Annotated in this window: 12 protein-coding genes; 9 read left to right on the forward strand and 3 right to left on the reverse strand. The window is 74.1% G+C overall.

What is annotated here, in order from left to right; all coding sequences use genetic code 11:
* The first annotated feature begins 213 nt into the window (after nucleotides 1-213).
* The 4 genes from ABZ193_RS41280 (at nucleotide 214) to ABZ193_RS41295 (ending at nucleotide 2,591) form a co-directional block, all read left to right on the forward strand.
* Entirely contained in the window at nucleotides 214-633 is a 420-nt protein-coding gene (locus ABZ193_RS41280) for a hypothetical protein (protein ID WP_354714196.1), read from the forward strand.
* Complete coding sequence (locus ABZ193_RS41285) at nucleotides 630-965, forward strand: transcriptional regulator (protein ID WP_039791909.1); 336 nt, start codon at nucleotides 630-632, stop codon at nucleotides 963-965. Before ABZ193_RS41280 ends, ABZ193_RS41285 begins: the two co-directional genes overlap by 4 nt.
* 85 nt (nucleotides 966-1,050) lie before the next feature.
* Nucleotides 1,051-1,404 carry a YciI family protein gene (locus ABZ193_RS41290; RefSeq protein ID WP_020422012.1) on the forward strand — a complete coding sequence of 118 codons (354 nt, stop codon included), beginning with the start codon at nucleotides 1,051-1,053 and terminating at the stop codon, nucleotides 1,402-1,404.
* On the forward strand, nucleotides 1,401-2,591 hold the full coding sequence (locus ABZ193_RS41295; protein WP_354714198.1) for a sigma-70 family RNA polymerase sigma factor: 1,191 nt from the start codon (nucleotides 1,401-1,403) through the stop codon (nucleotides 2,589-2,591). Before ABZ193_RS41290 ends, ABZ193_RS41295 begins: the two co-directional genes overlap by 4 nt.
* A gap of 10 nt (nucleotides 2,592-2,601) precedes the next feature.
* Here ABZ193_RS41295 and ABZ193_RS41300 read toward each other — a convergent pair whose 3' ends face one another.
* The gene (locus ABZ193_RS41300; protein WP_354714200.1) at nucleotides 2,602-4,137 is read right to left on the reverse strand and encodes an alkaline phosphatase D family protein; all 1,536 of its coding nucleotides are present in this window, start codon (nucleotides 4,135-4,137) and stop codon (nucleotides 2,602-2,604) included.
* A gap of 174 nt (nucleotides 4,138-4,311) precedes the next feature.
* Between ABZ193_RS41300 and ABZ193_RS41305 the strand changes: the two genes are divergently transcribed.
* The 3 genes from ABZ193_RS41305 (at nucleotide 4,312) to ABZ193_RS41315 (ending at nucleotide 8,638) form a co-directional block, all read left to right on the forward strand.
* Nucleotides 4,312-4,689, forward strand: coding sequence for a hypothetical protein (locus ABZ193_RS41305; RefSeq protein WP_020422009.1), 378 nt, complete (start codon nucleotides 4,312-4,314; stop codon nucleotides 4,687-4,689).
* Nucleotides 4,690-4,753: 64 nt separating this feature from the next.
* Entirely contained in the window at nucleotides 4,754-5,746 is a 993-nt protein-coding gene (locus ABZ193_RS41310; protein WP_020422008.1) for an NAD(+)/NADH kinase, read from the forward strand.
* A gap of 24 nt (nucleotides 5,747-5,770) precedes the next feature.
* Complete coding sequence (locus tag ABZ193_RS41315; RefSeq protein WP_354714202.1) at nucleotides 5,771-8,638, forward strand: AAA family ATPase; 2,868 nt, start codon at nucleotides 5,771-5,773, stop codon at nucleotides 8,636-8,638.
* 365 nt (nucleotides 8,639-9,003) lie between these two features.
* On the opposite strand, the gene ABZ193_RS41320 is transcribed toward ABZ193_RS41315, so the two are convergent.
* Nucleotides 9,004-9,888 carry a peroxidase family protein gene (locus ABZ193_RS41320; protein ID WP_354714204.1) on the reverse strand — a complete coding sequence of 295 codons (885 nt, stop codon included), beginning with the start codon at nucleotides 9,886-9,888 and terminating at the stop codon, nucleotides 9,004-9,006.
* A gap of 98 nt (nucleotides 9,889-9,986) precedes the next feature.
* Here ABZ193_RS41320 and ligD point away from each other — a divergent pair, with 98 nt between their 5' ends.
* Nucleotides 9,987-10,943: a non-homologous end-joining DNA ligase gene (ligD, locus tag ABZ193_RS41325; protein ID WP_020422005.1), complete on the forward strand. Its 957-nt coding sequence runs from the start codon at nucleotides 9,987-9,989 to the stop codon at nucleotides 10,941-10,943.
* Here the strand turns inward: ligD and ABZ193_RS41330 are convergent.
* Nucleotides 10,930-11,850, reverse strand: coding sequence for a DMT family transporter (locus ABZ193_RS41330; RefSeq protein WP_354714206.1), 921 nt, complete (start codon nucleotides 11,848-11,850; stop codon nucleotides 10,930-10,932). The two genes, ligD and ABZ193_RS41330, sit on opposite strands and share 14 nt — an antisense overlap.
* Here ABZ193_RS41330 and ABZ193_RS41335 point away from each other — a divergent pair.
* Nucleotides 11,849-12,944, forward strand: a 1,096-nt coding sequence (locus tag ABZ193_RS41335) for a PLP-dependent aminotransferase family protein (RefSeq protein ID WP_354714207.1), incomplete at its 3' end; no start/stop codon positions are given. The genes ABZ193_RS41330 and ABZ193_RS41335 overlap by 2 nt on opposite strands.

Below are 12,944 nucleotides of genomic sequence, written 5' to 3' on the forward strand. Positions count from 1 at the left end.
TAGCGGGCCCGCGCACGCGCGCCCCGGCGACCGGGCCGGAGCGCGCGGTGTGGAGCCGGGCGCAGCGGATCGGGCGGGCGTCGCGTGGAGTTTCGGTACGCCCAGAGTCCCTCGGTGCAGGCGCCACGGTCAACGCATTTTCCGGGCTGGGGGCACGGAAAGACCGACCGGAAAGTACTTGAGTGTCATTCAGGTGCATGTCAGCGTGGACACATGGTCTCGCCCCATGAGCTGGATCCGCGAGAAGCGCTGGACACGATCGACCGCGTGGGCCGCCGGGTCCGCCGGGAACGCTGGTGGTACGTGGCCGCCACGGCGGTCATGGCCGTGTTCACCGCGGCCTGCTACATCGGGCTGATCGCCGCCCCGGCCGCCGTCGGGGACCTGGTCCTGCCCGGGGTGCTGGTCGTGGTCGTGCTCACCGGCCTCATCGGCCTGCGGCTGCGGATGATCGACCGGGCCGCCGCGCGGCTGGAGAACGCGGCCGTCTGGGCCAGCGTCGGGCTCGCGGTGCCCACGATGCTGCTCGACAAGTTTCTCGTCCCCGAGGGCTTCACCCCGTGGGCGGTGCCGGCCGGAGTGCTGCCCGCGCTGCCGTTCATCGTCCTGGCGTGGCGGGTCGCGCGCCGGTGAGCGGCAGGAAGACGGGTGCCCACCCCCGGCACCAGCTCGACGAGATCATCCACGCGCCGGTCCGGCTGTCGGCCATGGCGGCGCTGGCCGCGGCCGACCGCGTCGCGTTCGGGTTGCTCCGCGACACAGTCGAGGTCAGCGACTCGTTGCTGTCGCGGCACATCCTCACCCTGGAGCGGGCCGGGTACGTCGAGGTGGTCAAGGGGTACGAGGGCAAGCGGCCGCGGACCTGGCTCTCCCTCACCGACGAGGGCCGGGCCGCCTTCGAGCGGTACCAGCGGACGCTGCGTGCGCTGATCGACACCACCTCACCCGTCCAGCACCCCGACTGAGTGATGCCCGGGCCAATTTCGCTGAGGTGTCGATCCGCGGGGTCGTCGTTCGTGTAGGTGGTGAAGACCGAACCGAGGAGGGACCATGACCCACTACCTGCTCACGATCTACCAGCCCGACGGCGAGCCGCCCCCGCCGGAATTCCTCGAGCCGATCATGGAGAAGGTGGCGGCGTTCCAGGAGGAGTTGCGGGCCGCGGGCGCCTGGGTGTTCAACGCGGGCCTGCACCCGCCGAGCACCGCCACCGTCGTGCACGCGCGGGGCGACGACGTGCTCGTCACCGACGGGCCCTACCTGGAGGGCAAGGAGCACGTCGGCGGGTTCACCATCATCCAGGCCGCGGACCTGGACGAGGCGCTGGAGTGGGGCCGCAAGCTGACGGCGGCGACCACACTGCCCATCGAGGTCCGGCCGGTGGTCGACGGGTCCTGCGGTTGACCGACGAGATCGCCCGCGTCTTCCGGGAGGAGTACGGGCGCGCGGTGGCCGTCCTGGTCCGCGTCTTCGGCGACATCGACATCGCCGAGGAGGCGGTCCAGGACGCGTTCGCGACGGCCGTGCGGCGGTGGCCCGAGGACGGGGTTCCGCCCAGCCCGGCGGGCTGGATCATCACGACGGCCCGCAACCGCGCCGTGGACCGGTTGCGGCGCGAGGCGACCCGCGACGACCGGCAGGCCCACGCGGCCCTGCTGCACGCACGTAACGATCCGGTGGAGGAGGGCGCCGTGCCCGACGAACGGCTCCGGCTGATCTTCACGTGCTGCCACCCGGCGCTCGCCCCGGCCGCGCGGGTCGCGCTCACCCTGCGGCTGCTCGGCGGGCTGACGACCGCCGAGATCGCGCGGGCGTTCCTGGTGCCGGAGAAGACGATGGCGCAGCGGATCGTGCGCGCGAAGGGCAAGATCCGCGCCGCCCGCATCCCGTACCGGGTGCCGGACGAGGCGGACCTGCCGGACCGGCTGCGGGCCGTGCTCGCGGTGCTGTACCTGGTGTTCAACGAGGGCTACACGGCCAGGCGCGCGGCCCTGTGCGCCGAGGCGATTCGGCTGACGCGGGTGCTGGCCGGGCTGATGCCGGACGAGCCGGAAGTGCTGGGGCTGCTCGCGCTGATGCTGCTGACCGAGTCGCGCCGCGCCGCCCGCACCGGTCCGGGCGGGGAGCTGGTGCTGCTGGCCGACCAGGACCGGAGCCGGTGGGACCGGGAGCTGATCGCCGAGGGACAGGCCCTGGTGCGCCGGTGCCTGCGCCGCGGGCGCCCGGGGCCGTACCAGATCCAGGCCGCGATCAACGCCGTGCACAGCGACGCGCCGACCGCGGCGGACACCGACTGGCGGCAGGTGGTGGCGCTGTACGACCAGCTGATGGCGGTCGCGCCGTCCCCGGTGGCGGCCCTGCACCGGGCCGTGGCGGTGGCGGAGGTCGACGGTCCCGCGGCCGGGCTGGCACTCGTGGAGCGCTTGCGGCTGGCCGAGTACTACCTGTTCCACGCGGTCCGGGCGGACCTGCTGCGCCGCCTGGACCGGCGGGAGGAGGCGGCGCGCGCCTACGAGGAAGCCTTGCGGCGGACGGAGAACGCGCCCGAGCGGGAGTTCCTCACCCGCCGGCTGCGGGAGACCGGCGGGTGAGGAACCCCGGTCAGACCTGCTGCGCTCCCGCGCGGCCGGCTTCGATGACGAAGCTCGCCCGCGTCTGGACGGGTGCGCCGGGCCGCGTCACGTAGTCCACGATGCGGTAGTCGGCGGTCCACGAGTCCCGGGTGATCGTGTTGCGCACGTAGCCGCGCTTGCGGTTGATGAACTTGATGTGCGGGTTCTCCGCGAGCTGCACGCGGTCACCGGAGTTCTGGTCGGTCCCGTCGCCGCCGGAGGAGATCGACGTGCCCACCAGCTCGGTCGCGACCGTCGCCGACGCCGGGTCCTCGAAGTCGGCCTTCACGTCGGCCACGTAGTTGGCGTGCACGTCGCCCGTGATGACCACCGGGTTGCTCGCCTGCGCCAGCTTCGAGCGCACCAGGTTGCGCTCCACGTAGTAGTTGTCCCAGGCGTCGTCGCTGAACGAGTCGGCCGTGCCGGACGTGAAGTCGCGCTGGGAGAAGAACACCTGCTGCGCCAGGACGTTCCACCGCGCGGTCGGGCCGGACAGGTTGCGCAGCAGCCATTCCTTCTGCCGCGCGCCCAGGATCGTGCGCGACGGGTCCAGCCGCGCGTCGCCCGCGACCTGGTCGTCGCGGTACTGGCGGGTGTCCAGCAGGTGCACGTCCACCAGGTCGCCGAAGGTGAGCCTGCGGAAGATGCGGATGTCCGGCCCGGACGGGCGCTGGGCGCGGCGCAGCGGCATGTGCTCCCAGTACGCCTGGAACGCCTGGGCCCGCCGCTGCCGGAACACGGCCGGGTCCTGGTCGGGCTCGGTGTCGGGCTGCGAGATGTCGCCCGCCCAGTTGTTCTCCACCTCGTGGTCGTCGAACACGAGCGCCCACGGGAACGCGGCGTGCGCGGCCTGCAGGTCCGCGTCGCCCTTGTACTGGGCCAGCCGGACGCGGTAGTCGGCCAGGGTGAACGTCTCCGCGGCCGGGGTGTGCCCGCGGCCGATGCTGCCCTGCCCGTTGCCCTCGTAGATGTAGTCGCCGAGGAACGCCACCAGGTCCAGGTCCTCCTGCGCGAGGTGGGCGTGCGCGGTGTAGAAGCCGTCCGGGTAGTTCTGGCAGCTGGCGAACGCGAACGAGAACTTGTCCAGCCGCGCGCCCGGCCGCGGCGCCGTCTTCGTGCGGCCCACCGGGCTGATCTCGTTGCCGACGCGGAAGCGGTAGAAGTACTCGGCGCCGGGCCGCAGGCCGGACACCTCGGCGTGCACGGTGTGCGCCGACTCCGGCCGCGCGATCTCGGCGCCCGCGCGCACCACGTGCCGGAACCGCTCGTCGGCGGCGACCTGCCACTCGACCGGCACGACCTTCGACGGCATGCCGCCGAGGCCGTCGGCGGCCAGCGGTTCGGGCGCGAGCCGCGTCCACAGCACGACGCCGTCGGGCAGCGGGTCGCCGGACGCGACGCCGAGCGTGAACGGGTCGCGCACCGGGCTGGCGGAGGCGGTGCCCCAGCCGGCGAAGGCGGCGGCGCCGAGCGCGGCGCCACCGGCGATCAGGACCTGACGGCGGGTGGGGGAGAGGTCGGTCATGCGTCACCTTTTCGGGGGTTCGGGAGGAAAGGCGCGCACACGCTAAGCACCCCGGGTGGCCGCTGCCCGAATCCCTGGTGGACGGGACATTGATGATCGTGCTTGTCACATCACGGTTCGATCACCCCGGGTAGCGCACTGCCCCGAACGGACGATCAGCTGGTTGTGCGACTGATGATCGAGGTGGCCGTGCTGGTCCTGGCCGTGGCGACGGCGTTCTGGTTCGGCCGCCGGTCGGCCCGGCCCCGCCGCGGCGGTGGGCCGGCGCCCGCGTTCCGCCTCGAGGCCCAGCCGCAGCAGTGGTACCGCTTGACCAACACCGGCCCGGTCCTCGCCACCGGGGTCCGGGTCGACTTCGGCGACCGCTACGACCGCTCCCTCACCCGCCGCCTGCCCGACGCGCTCGACCTCGGGCCCGGCGAGTCCGTCACCTTCCTGATGCTGGGCACCTGGGCCACCCCGCGGCCGGCCGAACTGCGCGTGAGCTGCGCGGAACTGCCCAAGCCCGCCCTCGTTCCGGTGCCCGAAGGCGCCGAGCCGCTCGCGTCCTGACCCGCCGGTACTAGCTTGGTACCGAGGAGGCCGACGTGGAGTGCCTCCGGTCGCGAGGAGGGACATGGCTTCCGTTTCCCGGATCGGCCTGGTGGTGCACGGCGGCAAGGAGACCGCGCGGCGCACCGCGGGCGAGGTCCGCGCCTGGGCGGCCGCCCGCGGCATCCCGTGCACCGACATCGACGTGTGGGACGACTTCGACGGCCACCGCCTGCACGCCAAGGAGGAGGCCGAGCGCGCGGGCAACCCGGACCTGATCGTCACCGTCGGCGGCGACGGCACCTTCCTGCGCGGGGTGCGGGTCGCGGCGCCGGTCGGGTCGCTGGTGCTCGGCGTGAACGTGGGCCGCGTCGGGTTCCTCACCGAGGTCGCCACCGAGGACGTGGTCGCCGCGCTGGACGCGGTCAACGACGGCGCCTTCCAGGAGGACTCGCGGATGACGCTCACCATGTGCGCGTCGCGGCCGCTGAGCATCCCGAAGGGCATCGAGCCGATGCTGCGCTACGGCCGCGGCCCGGCGCTGCCGCCGCCCACCACCCGGCGGGCCCCGTCCGACGGCGACGGCATCCAGCTCGACGTGCTGGGGCTCAACGACATCGTGGTGGAGAAGCTGGCCCGCGACCGGCAGGCCAGCCTCGCGGTCTACGTCGACGGGCGGCAGTTCGCCGTCTACTCGACCGACGCGTTCGTCGTGGCGTCCTCGACCGGTTCGACCGCCTACAGCTTCTCCGCGGGCGGCCCGATCGTCTCGCCCGGCCTGGACGCGCTGGTGTTCACGCCGGTCGCGCCGCACATGGTCTTCAACCGCAGCGTGGTGCTGGCGCCGCAGCAGCGGGTCGGCATCCGGGTGCTGGAGCAGTCCGGGGAGGCCGCGGTGAGCGTCGACGGTCAGCTGCGGGGCGTGCTGGAGCCGGGCGACTGGATCACCGTGCAGGCGGCGAGCCGGCGCGCGCGGCTGGTCCGCCTCGACGAGCCGGACTTCCTGTGCCGGGTGCGCGACCGCTTCGGGCTGGCCGATTCGGTCGCCGCCCTCGCCGACGAACGACCCCCGCGCTGATCGTCGTCCGTGGGAGCATGAGGTGTGCCTCGCCTCGACACCGCGATCCCGCTGATCGGCCGCGAACCCGAGCTGGACACCCTGCGTGCCGCGCTGGACCGGGCCCGGGCGGGCCAGGCGGGGGCGGTGCTCCTGGCCGGTGACGCCGGGGTCGGCAAGTCGCGGCTGCTCGGTGAGCTGGTCGCGGGGGCCGACGGGATGACCGTGCTGTCCGGGCGTTGTCTCGACGTCGGCGAAGCGGGGTTGCCGTACCTGCCCTTCGCCGAGGCGCTGGGCGGGCAGCGGGAGGCGGCGCAACAGTGGCCGGTGCTCGGGCGCCTGCTGCCCGGTCTCGCCCAGCCGGAGCCCGCCGACCAGACGGTGGAACGGCTGCGGCTGTTCGACGCGGTGCACGCGCTGCTGGTGGACCTCGCCGCCCGTGGCCCGGTGCTGCTCGCGCTGGAGGACCTGCACTGGGCCGACGCCTCGACCAGGGACCTCGTGTTGTTCCTGCTGTCCCGGCTGGACACCCAGCGGCTGCTGGTGGTCGCCACCTACCGCACCGACGACCTGCACCGCCGCCACCCGCTGCGCCCGCTGCTGGCGGAGGTGTCCCGGCTGCCTTCGGTGGCGCGGATCGAGCTGGCCCCGCTCGCCGCGGCCGACGCCGTCGCATTCGTTTCGGCGCTCGCCGAAGGCGCGTTGCCGGACACCACCGTGCGCACCGTCGCCGAACGCTCCGAGGGCAACCCGTTCTTCTGCGAGGAGCTGACGGCCGCGGTGCGCCGCGGCGCGAACCTGCCCGAGGGACTGGCAGAACTGCTGCTCGCCCGCGTGGAACGGCTCAGCCCCGAGGCGCAGCGCGTGGCGCGTGCGGTCTCCGGCGCGGCGCAGCTCGTCGCGCACGCCAGCCTGCGCACGGTCTGCGGGCTGGACGAGGACACCCTGGAGACCGCGTTGCGCGAGGCCGTGCTGCACAACGTCCTCGTCGCCGCGGAGGACGGCTACGCGTTCCGGCACGCGCTGCTGCGCGAAGCGGTCTACGACGACCTGCTGCCCGGGGAGCGGGTGCGCCTGCACGCCGCGTTCGCCCGCCTGGCCGCCGAGAACGGCACCGCGGCCGCGCTCGCGCACCACAGCTTCCGCAGCCACGACCTGCCGACCGCGCTCGCCGCGTCGGTGCGGGCCGCGGACCAGGCGGCCGGGATGCAGGCCCCGGGCGACGCGCTGCACCACCTCGAGCAGGCGCTGCAGCTGTGGGAGGCGGTGGACGAGCCGGAGCGGATCAGCGGACGGGACCAGCTGGCGCTGCTGCGCTCGGCGGCCGCGATGGCGTACGCGGCGGGCGAGGCCGACCGCGCCGTCACCTACGCCCGCTCCGCCGTGACCGAGGCGGACCTGCTCGACGACCCCGAGCTGGCCGCCGACACGCGGCACCAGCTGGCGATCGCGTTGATCCCGTTCGACCTGCACCGCGGCGAGGTGTCCAAGGCCGTCGCCGAGGCGTGGGAGCTGGTGCGCGACCGCCCGGCGAGCGTCGTCCGCGCCCGGGTCCTCGCGCTGCGGGCTCGCGCCTGGGTGTGGGGCGTGCCGGACGTCGACGTCGACGAGCTGCGCGGCCACGTCCAGCAGGCCATCGTCGACGCGCGCGCGGCCGGGGCGCCCGAGGTCGAGGTCGACGGGATGGTCACGCTCGCCGCGTTCGAGGACTGGCAGGGCAACGTCGAGCTGTCCACGCGCCTCGGCCTGGCCGCGGCGGACCGCGCGGCCGAGATCGGCGCGGTCCGGGTCGAGCTGCGGGCGCTGCACAACGTCACCTGCAACCTGCTGGTGAGCGGTGAGCTGCCTGGCGCGGCGCGGATGGCCGCGCGGGTGTGGCAGCGCGCGGAACGGGCCGGGCTCGGCTGGAGCGACGTCGGCGTCGATGCGCGCACGAGCGAGCTGTTCGACCTGTACGTGCTCGGCGACTGGGACACCGCGCTGGACCGCGCGGCGGTGCCCGGAGCGCCGCGGTTCGCTCGGGCCCGCGTGGGGGCGTACTCCGCGCCGATCCTGGCCGCGCAGGGGCGGTTCGCCGAGGTCGAGGACCTCGCGGCGCGGCTGGCCGACCAGCGCGACGACGCGCGCACCGGCGTGCTGTTGGGGATCGCGCTGGCCGAGGCCGCGCAGTGGCAGGGCGACGCCGGGCGGGCCGTCGCGGAGGTCCGGGCCGTGATCGAGCAGCTGCGGGCGCTGACCCGGTCGAGCCTGGCCGACATGCGGTGGGCGGTCGTCACCGGGGTGTCCGCGCTGGCCGACCACGCCGAGGAGGTCCGGCGCCGCGGCGGGGACGCCGCCGAGCTGGTCGGCCAGGGCGAGGAGCTGGCCGCCTGCGGCGAGCTGGTGTCGCCGATGCAGGTCCGGCTGGAGGAACGCAGCCCGGACACGCGCGCGCCGACCGCGCGGCTCGCCGCGGAGCTGAACCGCTTGCGTGGCGCGGACGACCCGGCCGCGTGGGCGGTCGCGGTCGACGAGGCCGCGCCCCTGCCGTACTGGCAGCTGCTCGCCCGATGGCGGTGGGCCGCGGCGCTGCTGGCCCACGGCGAGCGGGACGCGGCGGCCGAGCAGGCCCGGTTGGTGCACGACGCCGCCGGCGAGCTGGGCGCGCAACCGCTGCGGTCCGCGGTGGCGGACCTGGCCCGGCGCGGCAGGCTGACGGCCGCGTCCGCACCCGCCGACGACGTGCTGACCCCGCGCGAACGGGCCGTGCTGGAACTGGTCGCGGGCGGGCTGACCAACCGCCAGGTCGGCGAGCGCCTGTTCATCAGCGAGAAGACCGCGAGCGTGCACCTGTCGCGTGTGATGGCCAAGCTGGGCGCCGGGAGCCGCGCCGAGGCGGTTTCCCTGGCGCACCAGCGCGGCCTGCTCGGTTAGGGCTTGTCGCCGAGGGGGTTGAGGTTCTCCGGCTTCCCCCCTGCCGCGAAGAGCAGCAGGTCGGCCATCGTGAAGCTGCCCTGCCGCGCGCCGAGCGCGGGCTGCCGGCCCGGTTCGTTCAGGATCGAGTGGCGGCTCGCGCCCGCCGACCCCGTTCAGGCGCCCCTCGTGCACCTCGGCCTCCCGCAGGACGTAGAACCACAGCGGCGTGTCGGCGACCAGCTCGTCACGCAGTTCCGGGCTCAGCGTGGACAGGTCCGCACCATCCCCGGCGCCGGTCAGGATCTGCTCGGCGGTCAGCGGGGTCGTCTCCAGGAACTCGGCCATCTGCTGCCCGGTGGCCGGCTCGACCATGTTCGCGCGGATCAGGTTGCGGTAGGCCAGGTTCCGCTGGATGTCGTCGCCGGCGAGCCCGCCCTCCCAGCCGCCGAAAGTGCCTGCCGGCAGGGTGTCCAGCGGGTTCGCCAGCCGCGTGTCGATGCGCCGCGCCGGGTTGAGCGGCACGCTCTTCGGGTTCGGCACGCCGTTCGGGCCGAAGTCGAACAGCCGCCGCCAGTCCACGATCCAGTTGGACGGCAGGCGCAGGAACGTGCCCGCGTCCGGGTCGTGGAGGTCGGCCGGGTCGTTGGTGGGGCTGAGGTCCCGGCGGTGCCGCTGAAGGTGAACAGCTGGAACAGCGTCGCGATGCCCAGCGGGGAGCCGGCTTCGAAGATCCGGTTCCAGGAATAGGTTTCCCGCACCATGCTGTGCCCGAGGCGGAACGCCGCGACCGAGAACTCGATCGGCATGGTCGCCGGGCCGCCCGCGGTCTGCGGGTCGAAGTACTTGCGCCCGTCGGTGAACACGTCGTCGACGATCATCGGGTTCACGATCCGCGGCAGGTAGTCCTCGCGCAACATCCACTGGTAGTGCCGCACCACTTCACCGCGGGCCTTTTCGAAGAGCAGCGCGCTCGGCACGGAATCCGCGGCGAAGTGGTCGATCACGCGGTTGTGGAAGTTGATGAACCCGGCGTGGATCTGTGCGACGGCGAGGTTTTCGTCGTTTCGGGTGTCCGGGATCAGCGCCTCCCGCTCCGCCGCTTTGGTCGGGCCGGTGCCGGCGCGGGGCACGTCGAACCCGGTGCGGTTGACGTTGGTGCCCGCGTCGATCGCCCGCGCGAGCAGCTGGAGCAACGCGTTGTCGATTTGCGGGCCCTTCTTGCCCAGCCGGGAAAGCGGAAACGGTCCACCGCGGCCGCGACGGGGCATACCTCCGAAGGGGCGAACGGGGAAAGTGGTGACCTAAGTCCCCACGAAGAGGTGTGGCCGACTGGCGGAAGCCCACGATCCGGCGCAGCATCGGGGGCATGCCGCTGCCCGAGCCCGTCGCCCCCATGCTGGCCGTTCCCGGACCCGTGCGGGACAGCGAGGGCTGGGCGTTCGAGTGGAAGTACGACGGGGTGCGGTGCCAGGCCGCGGTGTCCGGCGGCGAGGTCCGGCTCTACTCGCGGCGGCTGCGTGACGTCACCGGCACCTACCCGGAGCTGGCCGTGCTCGGCCACGACCCGCGCACGCTGCTGATCGACGGCGAGGTCGTCGCGCTCGACGAGGACGGCAGGCCGGATTTCGGGCGCCTGCAACAGCGGATGAACCTGACCGTGCCCACCCCGGCGCGGCTGTCTTCGGTGCCCGTCGTGTTCTTCGCGTTCGACCTGCTGCGCGAGGGATCGCAGGACTGCACCGGCCTGCCCTACGAGGAACGCCGGGAACGGTTGCTGGGACTGGGCATCGACCGGCCGGAGGTGCGGGTGCGGCGGCACTTCCTCGCGTCCGACGTGGAGGGTGCGGAGCTGCTGAGCGCGGCGCGCGAGGTCGGCCTGGAGGGGCTGGTGTCGAAGCGGCTCGGCTCGGTCTACCAGCCCGGCGTGCGGTCGCCGGACTGGGTGAAGACGCCGCTGACCCGCACGCAGGAGGTGGTGATCGCGGGCTGGACCACCGGCGAGGGACGGCGCTCCGGCACGTTCGGCGCTCTGCTGCTCGGCCTGCACGACGAGACCGGGCTGCGCTTCGCCGGACACGTCGGCACCGGCTTCACCGACCGCATGCTCGACGACCTGCAGGCCCGCCTGCGCCCGCTGGCCCGCCGCACGAGCCCGTTCGACAGCCCGGTGCCCCGCGAGTACGCCCGCAACGCGCACTGGGTGGAGCCGGAACTGGTGGGCGAGGTGGAGTTCCGGCAGTGGACGTCGGACGGTCGGTTGCGGGCGCCGTCGTGGCGCGGGCTGCGGCCGGACCGGCGGCCGGAGGAGGTCACGCTCGCCTGATCAGCCTGGTGCGCACGGCGAGCCCGGCGCACGCGATCACCGCGAGGCCGCCGAGCACGGTCGGCCAGGTGATCGCCTCGCCGAGGAACAGCACCGCCCAGCAGATGGTCAGCACCGGCTGGACCAGCTGGATCTGGCTCACGCGCGCCATCGGGCCGATCGCGAGCCCCCGGTACCACGCGAAGAACCCGAGGAACATGCTCACCACGCCGAGGTAGGCGAACGCGGCCCAGTCCACGGCGGTGCCCGTCGGCGGGTGCTGCCACGCGGCGACGGCCGCGAGCGCGGTCATCAGCGGCGCGGACAACACGAGCGCCCACGAGATCGTCTGCCACGCGCCGAGTTCGCGGGCCAGCAGGCCACCCTCCGCGTAGCCGATCCCGGCGGCCAGCACCGCCCCGACGAGGAGCAGGTCCGACCACCGCGGGCCGGTGAAACCGCCCTGCAGGGACGCGAACGCCACCGCGGCGACCGCGCCGAGGGCGGCTGCCACCCAGAAGCGGGCCGCCGGCCGTTCGCGCCCGCGCAGCACGGCGATGACCGCGGTGGCGGCGGGCAGCAGCGCGATCACGACGGCGCTGTGACTGGCCGAGGCGGTGGTCAGCGCGAACGACGTCAGCACGGGGAACCCGACGACCACGCCCGCGGCGACGATCGCGAGGCGGAACCACTGCACGCCCCGCGGCAGGCGTTGCCGGGTGCAGACGAGCGCGACCGCGGCGAGCAGCGCGGCGACGACCGCCCGCCCGCAACCGATGAACAGCGGCGACATGGCGCCGACGGCGACGCGGGTGAACGGGACGGTGAACGAGAACGCCGTGACCCCGAGCAGACCCCAGCCGAGACCGGCCCGCGCGGGCGGTAGCACCGGGCGCTCGGCGAGAGTAGCGCTACTATCCTGCCTCATGTCCGACGATAGCAGCTCTCGCATCGTGGCTCGGCTGCGCGAGTGGATCGCGACCGCCGAACCGGGCGCGAAGCTGCCGTCCACCCGCGCGCTCGTCGCCGAGTACGCGGCGAGCCCGGTGACCGTGCAGAAGGCGCTGCGGACCCTCGCGGCCCAGGGCGTCGTGGAGAGCAGGCCCGGTGTCGGCACCTTCGTGCGCGCGGTCCGAGTGGCGCGCGCGAACGACTACGGGTGGCAGACGGCGGCGCTCGGGTCGCCGCCGCACCGCGTGCCGCGGGTGTCGACCGCGCTGCGCACGGTGCCGAACGACGTGATCGCGTTGCACTCCGGTTACCCGGACCGGGAGCTGCTGCCGGAACGGCTGGTGCGGGCGGCGTTCGCCCGCGCCGCGCGGGGCGCTTCCGCGGTCAGCCGCCCGCCGGCAGCGGGGTTGCCGGAGCTGCAGGCGTGGTTCGCCGCGGAGCTGGGTCCGGCGGCGCCGGGCGACGTCGTCGTGTTCCCGGGCAGCCAGAGCGGGCTCAGCGCCGCGTTCCGGGGGCTCGTCGGGGCCGGCGCGCCGCTGGTGCTGGAGTCGCCGACGTACTGGGGCGCGATCCTCGCCGCCGCGCAGGCCGGGGTGCGGGTGGTGCCCGTGCCGAGCGGGCCGCGCGGTCCGGACCCGGACGAGCTGGACCGCGCGTTCCGGCACACCGGGGCCAGGGCGTTCTACGCGCAGCCGAACTTCGCCAACCCGACCGGCGCCCGCTGGCCCGCCGAGCTGGGCGAGGAGGTCCTCGGCGTGGTCCGCGAGCACGGCGCGTTCCTGATCGAGGACGACTGGGCGCATGATTTCGGGATAGCGGCGGATGTGGTGCCGCTCGCCGCGCGGGACGACCGCGGGCACGTGGTGTACCTGCGGTCGCTGACGAAGAGCGTGTCCCCGGCGGTGCGGGTCGCCGGGATCATCGCGCGCGGCGCGGCCCGCGAGCGCATCCTCGCCAGCGCACAGGGCGAATCGATGTACGTCAGCGGGTTGCTGCAGGCGGTCGCGCTCGACGTCGTCACCCAGCCCGGGTGGCGCACGCACCTGCGCGGGGTGCGCCGCCAGCTGGCCG

Origin of the sequence: Amycolatopsis sp. NPDC006125 (assembly GCF_040614195.1) — a bacterium.
Classification (GTDB): Bacteria; Actinomycetota; Actinomycetes; order Mycobacteriales; family Pseudonocardiaceae; genus Amycolatopsis_E; species Amycolatopsis_E tucumanensis.

What these genes read in the sequence shown, in the direction of transcription:
- ABZ193_RS41280 (WP_354714196.1), top strand. Translation starts at nt 214, where the DNA reads ATGGTCTCGCCCCATGAGCTGGATCCGCGAGAAGCGCTGGACACGATC.
- ABZ193_RS41290 (WP_020422012.1), top strand. Translation starts at nt 1,051, where the DNA reads ATGACCCACTACCTGCTCACGATCTACCAGCCCGACGGCGAGCCGCCC.
- ABZ193_RS41300 (WP_354714200.1), bottom strand. Translation starts at nt 4,137, where the DNA reads ATGACCGACCTCTCCCCCACCCGCCGTCAGGTCCTGATCGCCGGTGGC.
- ABZ193_RS41305 (WP_020422009.1), top strand. Translation starts at nt 4,312, where the DNA reads ATGATCGAGGTGGCCGTGCTGGTCCTGGCCGTGGCGACGGCGTTCTGG.
- ABZ193_RS41310 (WP_020422008.1), top strand. Translation starts at nt 4,754, where the DNA reads ATGGCTTCCGTTTCCCGGATCGGCCTGGTGGTGCACGGCGGCAAGGAG.
- ABZ193_RS41320 (WP_354714204.1), bottom strand. Translation starts at nt 9,888, where the DNA reads ATGCCCCGTCGCGGCCGCGGTGGACCGTTTCCGCTTTCCCGGCTGGGC.
- ligD (WP_020422005.1), top strand. Translation starts at nt 9,987, where the DNA reads ATGCCGCTGCCCGAGCCCGTCGCCCCCATGCTGGCCGTTCCCGGACCC.
- ABZ193_RS41330 (WP_354714206.1), bottom strand. Translation starts at nt 11,850, where the DNA reads ATGAGGCAGGATAGTAGCGCTACTCTCGCCGAGCGCCCGGTGCTACCG.